The 18,676-nt window shown below is 73.2% G+C and carries 18 protein-coding genes; 11 read left to right on the top strand and 7 right to left on the bottom strand.

Going from position 1 to position 18,676, the window contains the following annotated elements; translation table 11 throughout:
* The first annotated feature begins 347 nt into the window (after positions 1 to 347).
* Positions 348 to 1,307, top strand: coding sequence for a hypothetical protein (locus ABD998_RS12375; protein ID WP_345439572.1), 960 nt, complete (start codon positions 348 to 350; stop codon positions 1,305 to 1,307).
* A gap of 167 nt (positions 1,308 to 1,474) precedes the next feature.
* Here ABD998_RS12375 and ABD998_RS12370 read toward each other — a convergent pair whose 3' ends face one another.
* The 4 genes from ABD998_RS12370 to ABD998_RS12355 form a co-directional block, all read right to left on the bottom strand.
* A complete protein-coding gene (locus ABD998_RS12370; protein ID WP_345439570.1) occupies positions 1,475 to 2,590 on the bottom strand; it encodes an FAD-dependent oxidoreductase in 1,116 nt (371 codons plus the stop codon).
* Between the two features lie 220 nt (positions 2,591 to 2,810).
* Complete coding sequence (locus ABD998_RS12365; RefSeq protein WP_425562975.1) at positions 2,811 to 3,695, bottom strand: CPBP family intramembrane glutamic endopeptidase; 885 nt, start codon at positions 3,693 to 3,695, stop codon at positions 2,811 to 2,813.
* A gap of 3 nt (positions 3,696 to 3,698) precedes the next feature.
* On the bottom strand, positions 3,699 to 4,424 hold the full coding sequence (gene trmB / locus ABD998_RS12360) for a tRNA (guanosine(46)-N7)-methyltransferase TrmB (RefSeq protein WP_345439568.1): 726 nt from the start codon (positions 4,422 to 4,424) through the stop codon (positions 3,699 to 3,701).
* A gap of 31 nt (positions 4,425 to 4,455) precedes the next feature.
* On the bottom strand, positions 4,456 to 5,295 hold the full coding sequence (locus tag ABD998_RS12355) for a DUF3097 domain-containing protein (RefSeq protein ID WP_345439881.1): 840 nt from the start codon (positions 5,293 to 5,295) through the stop codon (positions 4,456 to 4,458).
* A gap of 229 nt (positions 5,296 to 5,524) precedes the next feature.
* Between ABD998_RS12355 and ABD998_RS12350 the strand changes: the two genes are divergently transcribed.
* The 3 genes from ABD998_RS12350 (at position 5,525) to ABD998_RS12340 (ending at position 9,280) form a co-directional block, all read left to right on the top strand.
* A complete protein-coding gene (locus tag ABD998_RS12350; protein WP_345439566.1) occupies positions 5,525 to 7,546 on the top strand; it encodes a TPM domain-containing protein in 2,022 nt (673 codons plus the stop codon).
* A 61-nt stretch (positions 7,547 to 7,607) separates the two neighbouring features.
* Positions 7,608 to 8,345, top strand: a complete 738-nt coding sequence (locus tag ABD998_RS12345; RefSeq protein ID WP_345439564.1) for a PspA/IM30 family protein — start codon at positions 7,608 to 7,610, stop codon at positions 8,343 to 8,345.
* 113 nt (positions 8,346 to 8,458) lie between these two features.
* On the top strand, positions 8,459 to 9,280 hold the full coding sequence (locus ABD998_RS12340; RefSeq protein ID WP_345439562.1) for an arginase family protein: 822 nt from the start codon (positions 8,459 to 8,461) through the stop codon (positions 9,278 to 9,280).
* Positions 9,281 to 9,314: 34 nt separating this feature from the next.
* Here ABD998_RS12340 and ABD998_RS12335 read toward each other — a convergent pair whose 3' ends face one another.
* The gene (locus ABD998_RS12335; protein WP_345439560.1) at positions 9,315 to 10,205 is read right to left on the bottom strand and encodes an NAD(P)-dependent oxidoreductase; all 891 of its coding nucleotides are present in this window, start codon (positions 10,203 to 10,205) and stop codon (positions 9,315 to 9,317) included.
* Between the two features lie 102 nt (positions 10,206 to 10,307).
* On the opposite strand from ABD998_RS12335, the gene ABD998_RS12330 reads away from it, so the two are divergent.
* The 5 genes from ABD998_RS12330 (at position 10,308) to ABD998_RS12310 (ending at position 15,108) form a co-directional block, all read left to right on the top strand.
* Positions 10,308 to 11,366 (top strand): D-2-hydroxyacid dehydrogenase, encoded by a 1,059-nt coding sequence (locus ABD998_RS12330; RefSeq protein WP_345439558.1) that lies wholly within the window; start codon positions 10,308 to 10,310, stop codon positions 11,364 to 11,366.
* 28 nt (positions 11,367 to 11,394) lie between these two features.
* Positions 11,395 to 12,174, top strand: coding sequence for an IclR family transcriptional regulator (locus ABD998_RS12325; protein WP_345439556.1), 780 nt, complete (start codon positions 11,395 to 11,397; stop codon positions 12,172 to 12,174).
* A gap of 176 nt (positions 12,175 to 12,350) precedes the next feature.
* Entirely contained in the window at positions 12,351 to 13,754 is a 1,404-nt protein-coding gene (locus ABD998_RS12320) for an MFS transporter (protein ID WP_345439554.1), read from the top strand.
* On the top strand, positions 13,751 to 14,479 hold the full coding sequence (locus ABD998_RS12315) for a fumarylacetoacetate hydrolase family protein (protein ID WP_345439552.1): 729 nt from the start codon (positions 13,751 to 13,753) through the stop codon (positions 14,477 to 14,479). The genes ABD998_RS12320 and ABD998_RS12315 overlap by 4 nt, the downstream gene beginning before the upstream one ends.
* A 173-nt stretch (positions 14,480 to 14,652) precedes the next feature.
* Positions 14,653 to 15,108, top strand: a complete 456-nt coding sequence (locus ABD998_RS12310) for a Fe-S oxidoreductase (RefSeq protein WP_345439550.1) — start codon at positions 14,653 to 14,655, stop codon at positions 15,106 to 15,108.
* On the opposite strand, the gene ABD998_RS12305 is transcribed toward ABD998_RS12310, so the two are convergent.
* Positions 15,098 to 15,568, bottom strand: a complete 471-nt coding sequence (locus ABD998_RS12305) for an SIP domain-containing protein (protein WP_345439548.1) — start codon at positions 15,566 to 15,568, stop codon at positions 15,098 to 15,100. The genes ABD998_RS12310 and ABD998_RS12305 overlap by 11 nt on opposite strands.
* Positions 15,569 to 15,607: 39 nt before the next feature.
* On the bottom strand, positions 15,608 to 16,087 hold the full coding sequence (locus ABD998_RS12300; RefSeq protein WP_425562983.1) for a carboxymuconolactone decarboxylase family protein: 480 nt from the start codon (positions 16,085 to 16,087) through the stop codon (positions 15,608 to 15,610).
* 168 nt (positions 16,088 to 16,255) lie between these two features.
* On the opposite strand from ABD998_RS12300, the gene ABD998_RS12295 reads away from it, so the two are divergent.
* Together ABD998_RS12295 and ABD998_RS12290 are read left to right on the top strand one after the other, a co-directional pair.
* On the top strand, positions 16,256 to 17,182 hold the full coding sequence (locus ABD998_RS12295; protein WP_345439544.1) for an alpha/beta fold hydrolase: 927 nt from the start codon (positions 16,256 to 16,258) through the stop codon (positions 17,180 to 17,182).
* Positions 17,179 to 18,672, top strand: coding sequence for an ABC transporter substrate-binding protein (locus tag ABD998_RS12290; RefSeq protein WP_345439542.1), 1,494 nt, complete (start codon positions 17,179 to 17,181; stop codon positions 18,670 to 18,672). Before ABD998_RS12295 ends, ABD998_RS12290 begins: the two co-directional genes overlap by 4 nt.
* Positions 18,673 to 18,676 lie beyond the last annotated feature (4 nt).

The raw sequence follows: 18,676 nt of genomic DNA, 5'->3' as shown, positions 1-18,676 counted from the left end.
GCCGGTGGGTGGAACGCGCCGTTTTCCCCCGTGCCATCCGGCGGAAACCGCCCAGGAACGATCGCGGGTCGACGGGAATCACCCACTCGCGGCGCCGGACGGATCGGAACCGCATCACGGCACCGGCGCGGCGCGCCACGTTCGCCGTGTGCACAGGCCGCGGAATCACGCCCGCGCGCGTGGGCGGTATCCGCTGCTCTCCTGGATTCACCTGACGCCGGTGGATGGATAACGCCGCTTTCCCGCCGTCATCACGACGGAAAGCGCCCACTGGCGTGTCGTGGGCGCCCCGGAACGGCTGTGGAGAGCGCCGGCGGCGCCTCGCCCGAACCGGCGAGCATCGAGGGATGCGCACCCCGTCCCCGCTTCCCTCCGAGCTCTCCGACCGCCCGTTCGCCGTGGGAGAGGCACGGAGCGCCGGCGTGTCGGAGTCACGGCTGCGACGGTCCGACCTCGCCGCACCGTTCCGCGGAGTGCGTTGTCCGGCCGACGACCCCGCTGTCGGTGACGCCGACGCAGACGCTGCCGCCGAATCGCTCTGGGAGCGGCTCCATGCGATCGCCCTCGCCCGCATCCGCGCCTTCGCCGTGCTGGTCGACGAAGGCGTGGCCGTCAGCCATCTCAGCGCAGCGATCGTCCACGGTCTCCCCGTGCCGGCGCGGCTGCTGCACGACCCGCTCGTTCACGTCGCGGTGACGACGCAGGCGCGACGGCGCCGTCGCAACGGCGTCGTCTTCCACCTGGTCGTGCCGAAGCGCCAGCGATCGCAGATCTCCGACGGGATCCAGGTAATCAGCGCGGTCGACACGTGGTGCATGATGGCAGCCGAGCTGACGCTGACCGAGCTGGTCGTGATGGGCGACGCGCTCGTCTGCCGGAAGCACCCGCCCGCGACGATGGACGAGCTGTCACAGGCCGTGCACGGATTCGCCGGTCGTCCGGGTGCGAAGAAGCTCAGGGCGGCACTCGCACTCGTGCGTCCGCGCACCGACTCGCCCGCCGAGACCGAGCTGCGGCTCGCGATCCTCGCCGCAGGGCTGCCGGAGCCGGAGATCAACGTCTGGGTCGTCGATCGGAAGGGCCGTCGGCTGAGGCTCGGAGACCTCGTCTACGTCGCCGAGCGCATCCTCATCGAGTACGACGGACCGCACCACTTCGCCGACCCCGCTCAGCAGAGGAAGGACATCGACGCACTCGACGCGGCTGCGGCAGACGGATGGCGCGTCATCCGCGTGCACGTCGGACATCGACGCGCAGGATTCCGGCCCGCGGTGGCGAGGATCCGCGCCGCGCTCGCGTCGGCATAGCGTGCCCTCGACCGGGCGATCCTGCTCCCTCGCGTCCAGGCGAAGCGGCGGCGCGTCCACGCACCTGGGCGCTTTCGACCGCTCCGCCCGTGGGAAAGCGACGCGTTCCACCCACTGGCGCGCAGGTCGCCCGTGCCCGCGCCACCACCCGGGCGTCCGCGACCGCCTCAGCGGCGAAGCGCGAAGAAGGGGTCGGGGCGTCCGGTGCCGGTCGCGAGGGCGGCGAGGTGCTCTCCCAGCGCGGGGGCGAACTTGAAGCCGTGGCCGGCGAACCCGGCCGCCACGACGATCGGCCCCGCGGTGTCGAGGATGAAGTCCTCGCTCCTGCGCGACGTGTAGGTGCAGCTGATCGGCTCGAACCGGTCGGGGTCGGCACCGGGCATCCACTCGCGCACGTACTGCCGGAGCGCCGCGACGACGTGCGGGACGGGCTCGAACGTGCGCGTCGCGGGCGTGACCTCGGGGCCGACGGCGTGCCATCCGACCTTGAGCCCCTCGCCCGGCGACACGAGTCCGTAGATCGGCCCGAGCCACTCGAAGCCGGACGGCTCCGCACGGTGGTTGAAGCTCGGCCATCCCGAGCCGTCATCGCCCGCGGCGAGCGCGAAGTGGGCCGGGTTCTCCTCCGTCACCCGCAGCGGCGGCAGGGTGACGACACCGTCGAGCAGCTGCGACGACCACGCGCCCGCCGCGACGATCGCCCGCCGAGCACGCACCGTGAGATGCCCCGCGACGGCCTCGACCGCGTCGCCGCCGAGCACGCGCACCCGCTCGACGCGCGCGCCGTGACGGACCACGCCGCCCTCGCGCGCCGCGATCGCGTGGAACGCCTTCACGGCGCGCTCTGCCCACAGCCGTCCGCCCGCGGGGAGGAAGAGCGAGTCGCTCGCGAAGCGCATGCCCGGCCAGCGCCGCGCCGCCTCGTCGGCGGGGATGGTCTCGACGGCGAAGCCCGCCGCGGCCGCCCGCTCGCGCAGCAGGTCGGAGCCAGGGAACGGCCCGCGGTTGACGATCCCGGTCTGCTCGAGGATGGTCTCCCCCGCCTCCGCCTCGAGCTCGCGCCACAGCGGGAGTGCGCGCTCGAGCAGCCGGAGATAGGCGGGCTCCGCGTAGGACGGGTTGAAGTTGCGGGTGGAGGCGTGCGACGCGCCGGCGGCGTGCGCCGGCTCGTGCGCCTCGAGCAGCGCCACCTCGCGGCCCGCGCGCGCGAGCGCCCATGCCGCGGAGGCGCCGACGACCCCGCCCCCGATCACGACCGTCTCGACGTCGATCCGCTCCGCCATCCGCCGTCCTTCCGCCGTCCTCGATCCATCCTCCTGCATGCGCCGCCGCACGACGCCCATGCGGACACACCGCAGGAGATCCCGCCCGGATCCATCCCAGCGCCCGCGTGATTCCGGCCACGGGCCGCCCGACGGCCGCGGAACTCCTGCGATGTGTCCGCAAGCCGAGCCGAGGCCGCGCCCGGCGCAACCCGAGCCCACCGCCGCCGTCCGCCCGGCGTCACACGAGGAAGATCGGAACCGCCCCCGGGTTGTGCGCGTGGACGAGCACGAGGAAGACGACGGCATCGAACAGCAGGTGCACCGTGACGACATAGGCGAGCGACCGGGTGCGGAGGAAGATCCACCCCTGCAGCAGCGCGAACGGGATGGTCAGCACGGGCCCCCAGGCGCGGTAGCCGAGCTCCCACAGGAAGGAGACGAACACGATCGCCTGCAGCGCGTTCGCGACGGCGACCGGGAAGTGCCGCAGCAGCAGCGCGAACACCGTGCAGATGAAGAACAGCTCGTCCCAGATGCCCACCGCGCCGACGCCGACGAAGAGCCGCGAGATGAGGTCGGGGGTGTCGACGACGGGCCAGTTGCGGTAGACGCCCGACGTCACGAAGTAGAACGGCAGGATGAACCAGCCGAGCGCGAGCACGGCGGCGAGCCAGCCCCACTGCATCGCCGTCCACCGCCCGCCTCCGCGCCAGGGGAACCGGACGGCGCGATCCCGGTACGCCCACCGCGACACCGCATACGGCACCGCCACTGCCCCGCCCAGCGCCACCGTGAACCGCACCATGGCGGCGTCGTCGAGCTCGGCCGCGAGCGGGATGGCCGACACGACGAGCAGCCCGAGCGCGATGAGCGAGAGATCCCGAGCGAGGGATGGCCCCGTCCCGGCCGGCGCCGCCCCGCCCGCGACGCGCCAGGGCGCGATGCCCTGGGTCCGGTCGGCGACGACCGCGACGGCGATCCCCGCGGCCAGCAGCAGCCACCCGAGCCACGGCGCCCGCAGCACGAAGAACGCCGGCGCGGCCAGGCACACGAGGAGGGCGGCGGCGAGCATCGGGACCCGGAGCGGGCGCTGCTCCCCTCGCGCGCGGCGTCCTGCGGCCATCCGTCAGCCCCGGGCGATGCGGCGGTAGACGAGATCGCGGATGTCGCGGCCCTTGTCGATGCCCTTGCGCTCGAACGCCGTCATGACGCGTCCGTCGAAGCGATCGGCCCACTCGCCGTCGAACGCGCGCTCGAACTCGGGCGCCGCGTCGAGCACCTCCCGCATCTGCAGCGCGTAGTCCTCCCAGTCCGTCGCCAGCCGGAGCAGCCCGCCGTCGCGGAGCGCCCGGCCGGACTGAGCGCCGAAGCCGTCGCGGACCATCCGCCGCTTGTTGTGCTTCTTCTTGTGCCACGGGTCGGAGAAGAAGATCCAGACCTCGTCGACCGACGCCTCGGGGAGGAGGGTCTCGAGCACCTCGGGTGCGTTGGCCTCGACGAGCCGCAGGTTGCGCAGGCCCGCCGCGTCGGCGTCGAGCATGGTCCGGGCGAGCCCGGCGCGGAACACCTCGATGGCGAGGAAGTCGCGCTCGGGCGCGGATGACGCGGCGTGCACGATGGCGTGCCCCTGGCCGGAGCCGATCTCCACGACGAACGGCGCCTCGCGTCCGTACGCCTCGGCGGGGACGAGGCGCGCGTCGGGGTGGACCGAGGTCGACGCGATCGCGCGCGGCACGTCGATGACGTAGCGGGGGGCGAGCTCGGCCCACGCGCGCTCCTGCGCCTCCGACATCCGCCCGCTGCGGCGGACGAACGAGACGGGATGGTCGCGGAACGTGCGGTCTTCGGGCATGGTCCCAGGGTACGTTCCGCGAGGACGCGGCCTATTCCGCCGGCTCGGTGACGAAGTCGATGAGCTCCTCGACGCGGCCGAGCAGCTCCGGCTCGATGTCGCGGAACGTCGAGACGCGCGAGAGGATGCGCTGCCACGCGAGGCCGAGGTCCTCCTTCGTCTCGGCAGGCCATCCGAGCCCGCGGCAGATGCCGGTCTTCCAGTCCGTGCCGCGCGGGACGACGGGCCATCGGGCGATCCCCACGGCCTGCGGCTTGACGCACTGCCAGACGTCGACGAATGGATGGCCGACGATGCGCACGTGCCGCCCGTGGGGTCCGCGCGCGATCGCCTCGGCGATGCGCGTCTCCTTGGAGCCCGGCACGAGGTGGTCGACGAGCACGCCGTAGCGGCGGGTCCGCGACGGCGGCTCGGCGCGCAGCAGGTCGTCGAGGAGGTCGACGCCCTGCAGGAACTCGACCGTGACCCCCTCGACCCGCAGGTCGGCTCCCCAGACCTTCTCGACGAGCTCGGCGTCGTGCTTGCCCTCGACGAGGATGCGGCTGGGCAGCGCGACCCTGGCGCGCTGGTCGTCGGCGACGAACGACCCCGACGCCGTGCGGCGCCGGCCCTGCGGCTGCGTCTTCGGCACGACGAGCGCGACCGGCTCCCCGTCGATGAGGAACCCCGCGCCGAGGGGGAAGACCCGCGTGCGGCCCTTCCAGTCCTCGAGCTCGACGCTGCCGTTCTCGACGCGCGTGATCGCCCCGCAGTAGCCGTCGCCCGCCACCTCGACGACGAGGTCGATCTCGGCGGCGACCGGCCGCGACGTCTTCCTGCCGGCCTCGCGCCATCCGGCCGCGAGCACGTCGGCGCCGTACCTGTCCTCCATCACCCGTCCATCCCACCACGAGGCCCCGACGACGGCGGGCCGCATCGCCGTGACGCCCCTCCCGCAGCTCGGCGGGGCGACCGTCCACCGCGACCGCGGGCCGCCGGGCCCGGACCCCGGCGACTCCGATGAATCCGCTGTGGGCGCAACCCGCGGGTTCCCCCGCATGCCGCCCGATGCATAGGATCGGTCTCGCGGGGCCGAGACGGCCCGCGGAGGGGATGTCGCCATGCGGGCACGGTGGACCGCGGTGCTGTGCGCCGGACTCACGATCCTGATCGGCGGGACGGCGACGGCGGCGCTCGCCGAGACGCCGGTCGCCCTCGGCTCCTCCCGCGTCTACGACGGCTCCGACGTGCTCACCGACAGCGAGGAGCAGGCGGCGGACGCGCGTCTGCGTGAGCTGTCCACGGAGGAGGGCGTCGACCTGTGGGTCGTGTACGTCGACGACTTCGAGAGCCCGTCCGACCCGCTCGCATGGGCGGATGAGACGGCGAACCGCAACAGCCTCGGCGACGGCCAGTACCTCCTCGCCATCGCGACGGATGGCCGGGCGCTCGCCCTCTCGTACCCCCCTTCCGGGTCGGTCGGCGAGGCGAGGGTGAGCGAGATCGAGGCCGCCGTCGGCGCGGCGCTCGCCGACGACGACTGGGCGGCGGCCGTCGACGTCGCGGCGGACTCCTTCATCTCGCGTGGTGGCGGCGGCGCGTGGCCGTGGATCATCGGGCTCGTCGTCGTGGCGGGCGTCGTCATCGTCGTCGTGCTCCTCTCCCGCAGGCGCCGCACACCGGCCGTCGACACCGGGAGCACTCCCCCCGACGCGGTCCCCGTCGAGGAGCTGCAGCGCCGGGCCGCCTCGCTCCTCATCGCCACCGACGACGCCGTGCGGACGAGCGAGCAGGAGCTCGGATTCGCGATCGCGCAGTTCGGCGAGGGCGCGACGGGCGAGTTCCGCGAGACGCTCGCCGCGGCGAAGGCCTCGCTCGCCAGGGCCTTCGAGCGGAAGGCGCAGCTCGACGACCACGAGAAGGACGCCGAGTCGGATGTGCGCGCCTGGAACGGCGAGATCATCGCCCTGTGCGAGCAGGCGAACGCCGCCCTCGACGAGAAGGCCCAGGGCTTCGCGCAGCTGCGTCAGCTGGAGCAGAACGCGCCGGAGGCGCTCGCCCAGGTGCAGGAGAAGCGGAGCCAGGCCGACGGCGTGGTCGCGGAGGCGCGGCAGGAGCTCGCGACGCTCTCGGCGCGCTACGCGCCTGAGGCGCTCGCGTCCGTCGCCGACAACCCGGAGCAGGCGCAGGCGCGTCTCGCGTTCGCCGACGAGCAGCTCGTCGCGGCTCAGCAGGCGATCGGAGCGGGGAAGGGCGGCGAGGCGGCCGTCGCCATCCGCACCGCCGAGCAGGCGATCGCCCAGGCACGCGGTCTCGACACCGCCGTCTCGCAGCTCGGCGCGTCGCTCGCCGAGGGCGAGAAGCAGGCGGCCGCCCTCATCGCCGAGCTCGAAGGCGACGTCGCCGCGGCCAAGCAGCTCCCGGATGGCGACGGCCAGGTCGCCGGGGCGGTCGCGCGCACCGAGCAGCAGATCGCCACGGCCCGCGAGAACCTCGCGGGCGCGGGGCGCCGGCCCCTCCTCGTGCTGGAGGCGCTGCAGAAGGCCGACGACGAGATCGACCGCGTCATCGCGGGGGGCCGCGAAGCTGCCGACCGGCAGCACCGTGCGACGCAGCTGCTCTCGCAGACCATCCTGCAGGCGCGCAGCGCCATCGCCTCCGCCGAGGAGTTCATCGCGGCACGGCGCGGCGGCGTGGGAGCCGACGCGCGCACGCGGCTCGCACAGGCCGGCGCCGACCTCGCACGCGCGGAGGGCCTGCAGCAGGCCGACCCCGCCACGGCCCTGAGCCACGCGCGGAACGCGCTCCAGCTCGCGAACGACGCGATCGCGTCGGCGCAGCGCGACGTGGGCTCGTTCGAGACGCGCTACCCGACCGCCACGCGGTCGTCGGGCGGCGACGACTTCCTGGGCGGGCTCCTCGGCGGGCTCATCGGCAGCTCGATGGGCGACCGCCGCTCGGGCTCCGGATGGGGCGGCGGCGGCCTCTTCGGCGGCGGCGGCGGATGGAGCGGCGGAGGCGGAAGCCGTTCGCGCGGCGGCTCGTTCGGCGGCGGTCGCAGCAGCAGCCGCGGCGGCCGCTCGGGCGGGCGCTCCTTCGGAGGCGGCGGCCGATCCGGACGCAGCGGAGGTCGCCGATTCTGAAGACGAACGCTCCCGCACCCCGCATCCCCCCGACACCGACCCCAACCGAAAGGGAACACCGATGACCAAGCAGTCGATCTTCGGACGCATCTCGACCCTCATCAAGGCGAACGTCAACGCCCTGATCGACCAGGCCGAGGACCCGGAGAAGATGCTCGACCAGCTCGTGCGCGACTTCACGAACAACATCGCCGACGCCGAGGCCGCCATCGCCGAGACGATCGGCAACCTGCGTCTGCTCGAGCGCGACACGGCGGAGGACCGCCAGACCGCGACCGAGTGGGGCAATAAGGCGCTCGCGGCGAGCCGCAAGGCCGACGAGCTGCGCGCGACGGGCAACACCGCCGACGCCGACAAGTTCGACAACCTCGCGAAGGTCGCGCTGCAGCGCCAGCTCTCGGCCGAGAACGAGATCAAGGCCGTCGAGCCGCAGCTCGCGCAGCAGACCGAGGTCGTCAACAAGCTCAAGGACGGCCTCAACGGCATGAAGGTCAAGCTCGAGCAGCTGAAGGGCAAGCGCGCCGAGCTGCTCGCGCGCGCCAAGACCGCCGAGGCGCAGAACCGCGTGCACGACGCCGTCAAGTCGATCGACGTCATGGACCCGACGAGCGAGCTCGGCCGCTTCGAGGACAAGGTCCGCCGCCAGGAGGCGCTCGCGGCCGGCAAGGCCGAGATCGCCGCATCGAGCCTCGACGCCCAATTCGAGTCGCTCGAGGACATCGGCGAGCTCACCGAAGTCGAGGCGCGCCTGGCTGCGCTGAAGTCGGGCGGCCAGCCGCAGGGCCAGCTCGGCGCCTGACCAGCGCCCCGACGACGCCGTCCTCCTCCGGGAGGGCGGCGTCGTCGCGTCCGCGGCTGCTCTCGCCGCGCCGACCGGTCGCGCGCAGGCCCGGCCGGGAGGAGGATGGGGAGATGGCTCGCTTCCTCGTCGTCCCCCAGTGGCAGGGATCGCCCTCCGCCCGCGCGATGGCGTTCATCGACGGCGCCGAGATCATCGCCGGCGACCTCCCCCGTGCCGCGTGCACGACCATCGAGGTCCCGCTCGAGGCGGGCGATGCGATCGGCACGGGCGTCGCGCGTGCGAGCGCGCTGCATCGCATCCGCGACGCGGTCGCCGCCGATCTGCAGGCGAACGAGTCCGACGGGCACGTCGTGGTCGTGGGCGGAGACTGCGGAGTCGCCGTCCCCGCCGTAGCCCACGTCGCCGGGGATGATCTCGCCGTGGTGTGGTTCGACGCGCACGGCGACCTGCACGAGCCCGACACGTCGCCGTCCGCCGCGTTCGCGGGGATGGCCCTGCGCGCGGTCCTCGGCGGCGGCCATCCGTCGCTCTCGCTCGGCGAGCGCGCGATCGCGCCGGAGCGCGTCGTGCTGGCCGGCGCCCGTGCGCTGGAGGACGAGGAGGCCGATTACCTCGACGGGAGCGGCATCGCGCACCTCTCGGCGGCGACGTTCGAGGCCGGCGAGCTCGTGGAGGCCGTCGCGGCGACGGGGGCGGCGCGCGTGTACGTGCACGTGGACCTCGACGTGCTGGACCCCGCCCATGTCACGGGGGTCGCCGATGCGCAGCCGTTCGGGCTCGCGCCGTCCGATCTCGTCGCGGCGATCGCCGCGCTGCGCGCCGTGCTGCCCCTCGCCGGCGCGTCGGTGACGGGGTTCGCCCCCACGACTCCGGCCGCCGCGGTGGACGACATGGGGACCATCCTCCGCATCATCGGCGCCCTCGCCCGGTGACGCCGGCCGGATGCCGTCTGGCCTCCGGCGCGCCTCAGCGCTCCTCGACGAGCCGGCGCGCCACGGCGAGATCGTCGTCTCCGAGACCGCGCGCAACGAGCTCGTCGAACGCGGCGCGCAGGGCAGGCAGGAGCACCGGACGGGTGTCCGTCGCGTCGGCCACGTCGCCGGCGAAGCGGAGGTCCTTCACCATGTACTTCGCCACGCCGGACGGGCTGTAGTCGCGTTCCACGAGCTTGTCGCGGCGGCTGCGCAGCAGGTTCGACCCCGCGTATCCCCCGCCCAGCAGGTCCCAGAGCGCGGCGGGATCGATGCCGCTGCGGTCCGCCAGCACGGTCGCCTCGGCGAGCGCGAGCATGGTCGCCGACACGACGAGCTGGTTGCACGACTTCGCGACCTCGCCCGCGCCGAGCGGTCCGAGCCGCACGGGCGTCCCGCACGGGGCGAGCACGCGCGCGGCGAGCGCCGTGTCCTCCACCTCGCCTCCGAGCATGATCGACAGCCTCCCCGCGATCGCGCCGTCCTCCCCGCCCGAGACGGGGCTGTCGACGACGCGCACCCTGCCATCCGTCTCGGCGGCGAGCCGGTCGGCGAGCGCGCGGACGGCGGTGGCCGAGGACGTCGAGCCGATGAGCAGGAGCAGCGGTCCCCCGATCCCGGCGAGCAGGCCGTCGTCGCCGGCGAGCGCCTGCTCGAGCTCCGGCAGGTCGGGCAGCATCGAGAGCACGACATCCGCCTCTGCGGCGAGCGCGCGCGGCGTGTCGTGCCAGCTCGCCCCCGCCGCCTCGAGGTCGCCGTGCCGGCGAGCGCGGCCGGTGATGGCGAGGGCGCCATGGGCGGCGAGCAGATGGGCCGCCATGGGGCGCCCCATGGCGCCGAGGCCGATGACCCCGACACGGGGCCCGGTGCGAACGTCGTCGGTCATGCGCCTCAGCCTAGCCGCGTTGTTCAGGATATGGAACGACGTTCAGATCATTGGCCGGTTCGGTATGCTGGGCCGACACCGTTCCCATCGAAGAGGATGACCATGACCGAGAGCACCGGACGGCTGCGCGCCGTCGTCGCCGCAGACCTCTCCGAGGAGCTCTGCCAGGAGATCGAGCGCCTCGAGCCGCGACTCGAGGTGGTCCGCGATCACCGACTGTACCGGCCCATGCGCTGGCCGGCCGACTGGGGTGGCGACCCCGCCCACGTGCGCACCGACCAGGAGCAGTCCGCCTTCGACGCGCTCGTCGACAGCGCGGACATCCTCTTCTCCCTCCCCGACACCGACCCCGGCGCGCTCGCGCGCACCGTGCGCGCCAATCCGCGCCTGCGATGGGTGCACGTCATGGCGGCAGGCGGGGGCGCGCAGGTGAAGGCCGCCGACCTCACACGCGAGGAACTCGACCGCGTCGTCTTCACGACGAGCGCAGGCGTCCACGGATCGACGCTCGCGGAGTTCGCGGTGTTCGGCGTGCTCGCGGGGGCGAAGGACCTCCCTCGGCTGCAGCGGGCCCAGGCCGACCGCGCATGGGACGACCGCTGGACGATGCGCCACCTCGACGAGATGACGGTGCTCGTGGTCGGACTCGGCGGCATCGGCGCTGCCGTGGCGCAGCGGTTCGCGGCGTTCGGGTCGACGGTATGGGGCACGAGCCGATCGGGACGCCCCGTCGACGGCGTGGACCGGCTCGTCCCTCTCGACGAGCTGCACGCTGCCGCGGGCGCGGCCGATGCGATCGTCGTCACGCTCCCCGGCACCGATCAGACCACTCACCTCGTCGGCGAGGAGCTGCTGCAGGCCGCGAAGCCCGGCGTGATCGTCGCGAATGTCGGCAGGGGCACCGTGATCGACGAGAGGGCGCTGCTCTCGGCCCTCGACGACGGCCGCGTGTCGTTCGCGGCCCTCGACGTGTTCGAGGTGGAGCCGCTGCCGCAGGAGAGCCCGCTGTGGAGCCATCCGCGCGTGCTCGTCAGCCCGCACACGGCCGCGCTGTCGACGCAGGAGGACGCCCGCATCGCCCGGCTCTTCGCCGACAACGCGCGTCGTCTGCTGGATGGCGAACCCCTGCGTAACGTGGTGGACACCGTCGAGTTCTACTGAGCCGGCTCCGCCGGCGCGAAGGAGCGCCATGCCCATCGCCCCCGACCGGGATCCCGCCCCGGCCGTCTCGCGCGCCCTGCGCATCCTCTCCGCCCTCGAGGCGTCCGAGGGCGTCCCCATGACCCTGAGCGAACTCGCGCGCGCGGTCGGGATCGCGAAGTCGTCCGCGGCCAACCTCTGCGCGTCGCTCGAGGAGGGCGGGATGATCGAGCGCGACGCGCGGGGCTTCCGCCTCGGGCGGCGGACCGCCGAGCTCGGCGGCGCCTTCGCGATGCAGTTCAACCAGGTGCGCGAGTTCTTCGCGATCTGCTCGGCCTCGGCCGAGCTCCATCGCGAGGTCGTGCAGATCGCCATGCTGGACGGCACCGACATGCTCTACCTCGCCCGGCACGAGGGTCGGGCGCCGCATCGCCTCGGTACGCCGCTCGGATCGCGGCTTCCCGCGGCGCAGAGCGCGACGGGTCGCGCCGTGCTGTCGACGATGGACGACGCCGACGTCGCCGAGCTGCTGAGCGATGGGGCGTTCGCGAGTGTGACGGATCGGAGCGTCCCATCGCTGTCCGCCCTGCTGCCCCTCCTCGCCGAGACCCGGGAGCGCGGGTACGCGATCGACGAGAGCAGCTCGTTCGCGGGCATCACGGGCGTCGCCGTGCCGCTGCCGCCCTGGAACCCGAGCGATCCGCCGCTCGCGATGGGCGCGGCGCTGGGCGCCGACGACGCCGACGGCGAGCGCGTGGCCCGCGTCGGGGGCGCACTGCTGGCCGCGGCAGCCCTCCTCACCAACCCGCTCGCGAGCCGGTCGGCTTGAGGCGCCTGTTTCGCCGCGATTCGCGGCGAACGTGACCGGTTTCGCCGCGAATCGCGGCGAAGGCCGCTGCCGCGCGCCCACAATCGGGCCATTCGTCCAGCATGTTGCACACCGTTCGGCATGTGGTACGTTGTCGAGGTCCCGCCACCCGCGGAGATCTCATCGAAGGAGATGACGTGAGCACAGCCTCGAACCCGACGAGCTTCCAGGACGATCCGGAGTACGCCGCAAATCTGCGCAGGGCCACGCTGGCCTCGAGCGTGGGCAGCGCGCTGGAGTACTTCGACTTCGCCCTTTACGGCCTCATGACCGCCCTCGTCTTCAACCGCCTGTTCTTCGATCCGGCCGACCCCGCGATGGGCATCATCGGCGCCTTCGCCGTCTACGGCGTCGGGTTCGTCGCCCGGCCGTTCGGCGGCTTCTTCTTCGGCACGATCGGCGACCGCCTCGGGCGCAAGTGGGTCCTCGTCGTCACCATCCTGCTCATGGGCGGCGCGTCGACCGCCATCGGCCTCCTTCCCACCTACGAGGTCGTCGGCGCATGGGCGGCCGTCCTCCTCGTCGTCATGCGGCTCCTGCAGGGCTTCGGCGCCGGTGCCGAGCAGGCCGGCGCGACGGTGCTCATGGCGGAGTACGCGCCAGTCCGGCAGCGCGGCTTCTTCGCCGCGCTCCCCTTCATCGGCATCCAGGCGGGCACGCTGCTCGCCGCTCTGGTGTTCTCCGGGCTGTCGCTCATGCCGGAGGACGCGTTCCTCTCGTGGGGATGGCGCGTGCCCTTCCTCGCCTCGTTCCTCCTCATCCTCATCGCGCTGTTCATCCGGATGCGCCTGCGCGAGACGCCGACGTTCGTCGAGCTGGAGAAGCACGAGCAGGTCGCGGCACACCCGTTCCGCGACATCTTCACGACGGGCATGCCGGGCGTCATCACGGGCATCGGCCTGCGGATGGCCGAGAACGGCGGCTCGTACATCTTCCAGAACGTGTCGCTCGCGTTCGTAGCGGGCACCTTCATCGCCAACCCCGTCGACCGCGGCATCGCCACGTGGGGCGTGACGATCGGCTCGCTCATCGGCATCTTCACCGTCCCGCTCACGGGCTGGATCTCCGATCGCGTCGGCCGGCGCCCGGTCTACCGCTTCGGCGCCGTGTTCATGCTCCTGTTCGCCTTCCCCGCATGGTGGATGCTGTCGCTCGGCGACCCGTTCCTCACGGTCGCGGTCATCGCAGTGGGCATCGGCGTCGCGGTCAACTCCATGCTCGGCCCGCAGTGCGCGCTGCTGCCCGAGATGTTCGGCAACCGCCACCGCTACCTCGGCGTCGCCATGGCGCGCGAGATCTCCGCCGTGCTCGCCGGCGGCCTCGCGGGCGTCCTCGGCACGTGGCTGCTCACCCTGACCGACGGAAACTGGGTCGTCATGGGCCTCTACCTGGCGACGCTCGCCGCCATCACGACGGCCTCGACCTTCCTCATCCCGGAGACGCGCAGCCGCGATCTGCTCCGCGTCCAGGACGCCGTGCGCGTGTCGACGGACGAGAAGGACACGGGCCTCGTCTCGGTCGTCGTGGCGGACGGCCGATGAGGCTCGCGCGCATCGCCCTCCCGACGGGCGCCGCCGTGCACGCCGTGCCGGTCGACGGCGGATGGCAGCCCGTCGCAGACCCGTACGAGGTGTTCGCGCGCGGGGTCGAGCCGGAGCCCGTCGGCGCCGTCTTCGCCGACGCGCAGCTCCTCCCCGCCGCCGCCCCGACCGTCGTGGTCGGCATCGCCCAGCCCGCCGAGCCCGGCGGCGCGATCGGCGCCTGGCTGAAGAGCCCGCGCACCGTCGCCGCGAGCGGCGCGCAGGTGACCGCGCGCCGCGACGCCGGCCGCACCGTGATCGAGGGCGAGGTCGCCGTCGTCATCGGCCGATCCACGCGGGGGCTGACCGCCGCGACCGCGCGCGAGTACGTCCTCGGTGTCACCGCCGTGAACGACGTGTCGAGCCCCGACCGGCCGGACATCCGCAACTTCGAGGTCAAGGGCGGCGAGGGGTACACGCCGCTCGGGCCGTGGATCGACACGGCGGCGGACCCCGAGACGGCCGAGCTCATCGTGCGGATCGATGGGGTGGAGCGGGTGCGCACGGGAGCGCGCGAGCTCCCGGCGTCCGTCGCCGAGTGCCTCGCCTACGTCGCAGCCTGGGTCGAGCTCGGGCCCGGCGACGTCGTCATGACCGGCGCACCGCGGTCGGCGTTCCCCATCGAGCTGCCCGCGGTCGTCGAGATCACGGTGGCCGGCGTCCCGCTCGTCAACCGCTTCGTGTGATCCCCGCCCTGGCTGACCCCGGGCCGGGTCATCCCGGCCCGGGTTATCCCCGCCCGGGTTTCGCCCCGAAACGCGGCGAAACCCGCAACAGCCGCCCCGAAACGCGGCGACACCCGACCCGGATCATCGCGACATCCGCAACAGTCGCCCCAAAACGCGGCGAAGATGGACGCATGCGCATCACCTTCCCCTCAGGGCCGGTCCCGCGGCACTGGCGCGAGATCGCCGAGCTCAAGGTCGCGGAAGGACGGCGCGTCGACGCGCGGATCCCGCGCTGGCTGCTCGACTCGCCCGTGAGCCGCGTCGGCTACTGGTGGGGCACGGCGCTCGGATGGCTGTGGGGCGGGCTCTGGTCGAGGGGCCGCGTGGAGCGGCGAGGCGGCCTCCTCGTCTTCCAGGGCATGCCGCGCGGCACGTTCCCGCGCGGCGGCGTGTGCGTCGGCGGCTGCTTCCTCACGGGGCGGCGGCCATCCGACCGGGTGCTCCGCCACGAGGCCGTGCACGTGCGCCAGTGGCGCCGCTACGGCATCCTCATGCCCGTCCTCTACCTGCTCGCCGGACGCGACCCGCTCCGCAACCGCTTCGAGATCGAGGCCGGCCTGGAGGACGGCGGCTACGTCAGCGGATGAGGGCGGCGAACGCGTCGGGCACGTGGATGGCCGACGCGGGCGTCCCCACGATCTCTGTGAGGTGGTCGACGATGTCGGCGGTCCCGAGGAACCCGCCGAGCAGGGTCACGCGCGTCGCGTCGTCGCCCGTGCACATCATCTCGTCCGCCCATGCGGTGACGGCCCGCGACAGCGCCTGGCCGGGGGCGCACGCCCTCCCCGTGCCGGGGGCGCCGGAACGGCTCGAACGGTCGAGCCAGGTCACGATCATCCGCGCGGGTGCCGCGATCGGCGCGATCCACGACGCATCGGGCACCTCGATGAAGATGCGACCCGTCGAGCAGATCGGCAGCGTCGCGACGAGCAGCTCGAGGTCGACGAGCGCGTGCTCGTCGGCCGTGATGAGGTGCTGCACGCGCGCGTGGCGCGACGCACGGCAGGCCTTCGCGCCGTGCTCGGGGGTCGTCTCGATGCTCTCCATGACACCCCCATCCTACACGCTCGGAAGGGTTGCCTTACCTCAGGCGGCGGGGTTCGGATCCCTCGGCGGGACGGGGTAGCGCCCCGCGATCGCGAGCCGGTTGAAGGCGTTGATCGAGATCGCCAGCCAGCTCACCGCGACGTACTCCTGCTCGCTCAGCACGCCGCCGACACGGTCGTAGACGTCGTCGGGGATGCCGTCGCGGTGGATGAACGTGTGCGCCTCGGCGAGCTCGAACGCCGCCCGCTCGCGCTCCGTGAAGACGCCCGACTCGCGCCACACCGCGAGCTGAGTGAGCTCGTCGGCCCCGAGTCCCGCCCGCGCCGCGCGGTCCGCGTGCACGCGCACGCAGTACGCGCATCCGTTCAGCTGCGAGCAGTGCAGGAGGACGAGCTCCTTAAGACGGTCGTCGATCCCGTGCTCGCGCGCGACGCGGCCCACGGTCTTCGAGAAGGCGTCGAGAGCCTGATACGCCTCGATCGCCGACTTCGCGAGGTGCACACGCTGCTCCGCCATGATCCGACCCTACCCGCGCCGCACGGGGAGCGACCGCGGAATACCCCGCGCCCGCGCGGCATTGTTACCGGACGAGTCCGAACGCGCCGTGCCCGAGTTCCCGTGCCGCGGCGCCGCTCGGCAGAATGGACGAGGGCGCGGACGGCGTCCTCCAGACAGCCGAGGAGCACCGTGGTCAGCGTGCACGCGACATCCGACGAGTTCGCGTTCCTGCCGGAGCAGGCGGCCCTGCAGGGGCGCCCCGTCCCCGAGGTTCGCCGCCGAGCGCTCACCCTGCCCGACGGGCGCACGCTCAGCGCGCTCGCGGCGGGCGACGCGGCGGCGGGCGCGCCGCGCGTCGTCCTCCTCCACGGGGCGGGCCTCAACGCCCACACATGGGACAGCACGGTCATCGCGCTCGGCGCGCCCGTGCTCGCGGTCGACCTGGCGGGTCACGGCGACTCCTCGTGGCGCGACGACGCCGCCTACGCGCCCCGGGTGCTCGCGGACGACGTCGCGGCGGCGATCGAGGAGTGGGCGCAGGCGCCCGTCGTCCTCGTCGGCCAGTCGCTGGGCGGCCTCACGGCGGCGGCCGTCGCCGCGCGACGCCCGGATCTCGTCGCGCGCCTCGTCGTCGTCGACATCACGCCCGGGATCGACTCCTCCGCCGGGCCGGCGGCGCTGCGCCGCTTCTACGAGAGGACCGTGTTCGACTCGCACGACGCGCTCGTGGAGCACGCGCTGTCCTTCGGCCTCGGCGGATCCCCCGCGCAGGCCAGGCGGGGCGTGGTCCTCAACTCGCGGGTGCGCGACGACGGGCGCGTGGAGTGGAAGCACCACTACGCCCGCCTCATCGCCGACGGTTCCGCGGGTGCGGCGCTCTCCCCCGACGACGGATGGTCGGATCTCGCTGCCGCGACCGCGCCCATCACCCTCGTGCGGGCGACGGAGGGCTTCGTGTCGCCGGCCGACGCCGACGACTTCGCGCGCCGGACCGGCGGCGACGTCGTCGTCCTGGACGCGCCCCACAACGTGCAGGAGGTCGCGTTCGCGGACCTCGCAGCGCTCATCTCGCGCCTCGCCGACCCGGCGCAGGTCGCACAGGAGGAGGAAGCATGACCCGCACCATCCGCGCCGCCGCCGTCGCCGCGCTCGCCGTCCCCGCGCTCGTGCTGGCGAGCTGCGCGGCGTCCCCCGATGCGGAGCAGCCGGAAGCCGACGCCAGCCTGCGCGTCGGGCTCGTCCTCGAGCCGACCAACCTCGACATCCGCCGCACCTCGGGCGCGGCGCTCGAGCAGATCCTCGTCGACAACGTCTACGAGGGCCTCGTCACGCGCACGCAGGAGAACGAGGTCGTCCCCTCGCTCGCCACCGCATGGGACGTGTCCGACGACGGCCTCGTGTACACGTTCGCGCTCGCCGACGGAGTGGCCTTCCACGACGGCGAGCCGCTCGACGCGCAGGACGTGGTCTCGTCGCTGCAGCAGGTGGTCGACGACGAGAGCATCGTCGGGCACACCGAGCTCGCCGCCGTCGCGTCGATCACCGCCCCCGACGAGTCGTCCGTCGAGATCGCGCTGTCGACGCCCGACCAGAACCTCCTGTTCGCACTGACCGGGCCCGCGGGACTCGTCTTCGAGGAGGGCGACGACACCGACCTGCAGACGTCGGCCAACGGCACGGGGCCGTTCTCGCTCGCGGAGTGGAACCAGGGCGACAGCATCGTGCTCGCCCGCAACGACGACTACTGGGGCGAGCCGGCCGGCGTCGCCGAGGTCGTCGCGAGCTACATCCCCGACTTCACGGCCGGCGTCAACGCGGCACTCGACGGCTCGCTCGACGTGCTCACGGCCGTCGACCCGCAGCTCGCCCCGCAGCTCGACGGCCAGAACGGGTTCACGTTGACGACGGGAAAGACGACAGACAAGTACGTGCTCGCGTTCAACAACGCCGCCGCTCCCCTCGACGACGTCCGCGTACGCGAGGCGCTGCGCCTCGCGATCGACCACGACGCCCTCATCGAGGCCGTGGGCGCCGGCACGCCGCTGTACGGCCCGATCCCTGAGCTCGACCCCGGCTACGAGGACCTGTCCGACGTGGCGCCCCACGACCCGGAGCGCGCGCAGGAGCTGCTCGCCGAGGCGGGCGCGGAGGGCCTCGAGCTCGAGCTCACCATCCCCTCCTTCTACGGCACGACGGCGTCGACCTTCCTCGTCTCCGCGTTCAACGACATCGGCGTCGAGCTCACCGTGAACCCCGTCGAGTTCTCGGTGTGGCTGCAGGATGTGTACACCAACGGCGACTACCAGCTGAGCTTCGTCAACCACGTCGAGCCGCGCGACTTCGCCGCCTGGGCGGACCCCGACTACTACTTCCACTACGACGACGCCGAGGTGCAGGACCTGTACGCGCAGTCGGTCGCCGCGCTCGACCCCGACGACTCCGCCGACCTGCTCGCGCAGGCCGCCCGGATCGTCTCGGAGGACCACGCCGCCGACTGGCTCTACGCGGGCGAGACGATCGTGGCGGTCGGCGACGGCGTCGAGGGGTTCCCCGTCGACTCGATCAACTCCCGCCTCGACCTCGCCGGCGTCACCCTCGCGGGCTGATCCC

The organism is Microbacterium gilvum, assembly GCF_039543865.1.
Lineage (GTDB): Bacteria > Actinomycetota > Actinomycetes > Actinomycetales > Microbacteriaceae > Microbacterium > Microbacterium gilvum.
Note: the sequence above shows the minus strand (reverse complement) of the source record. Positions and strands in the feature narration are given on the sequence as shown.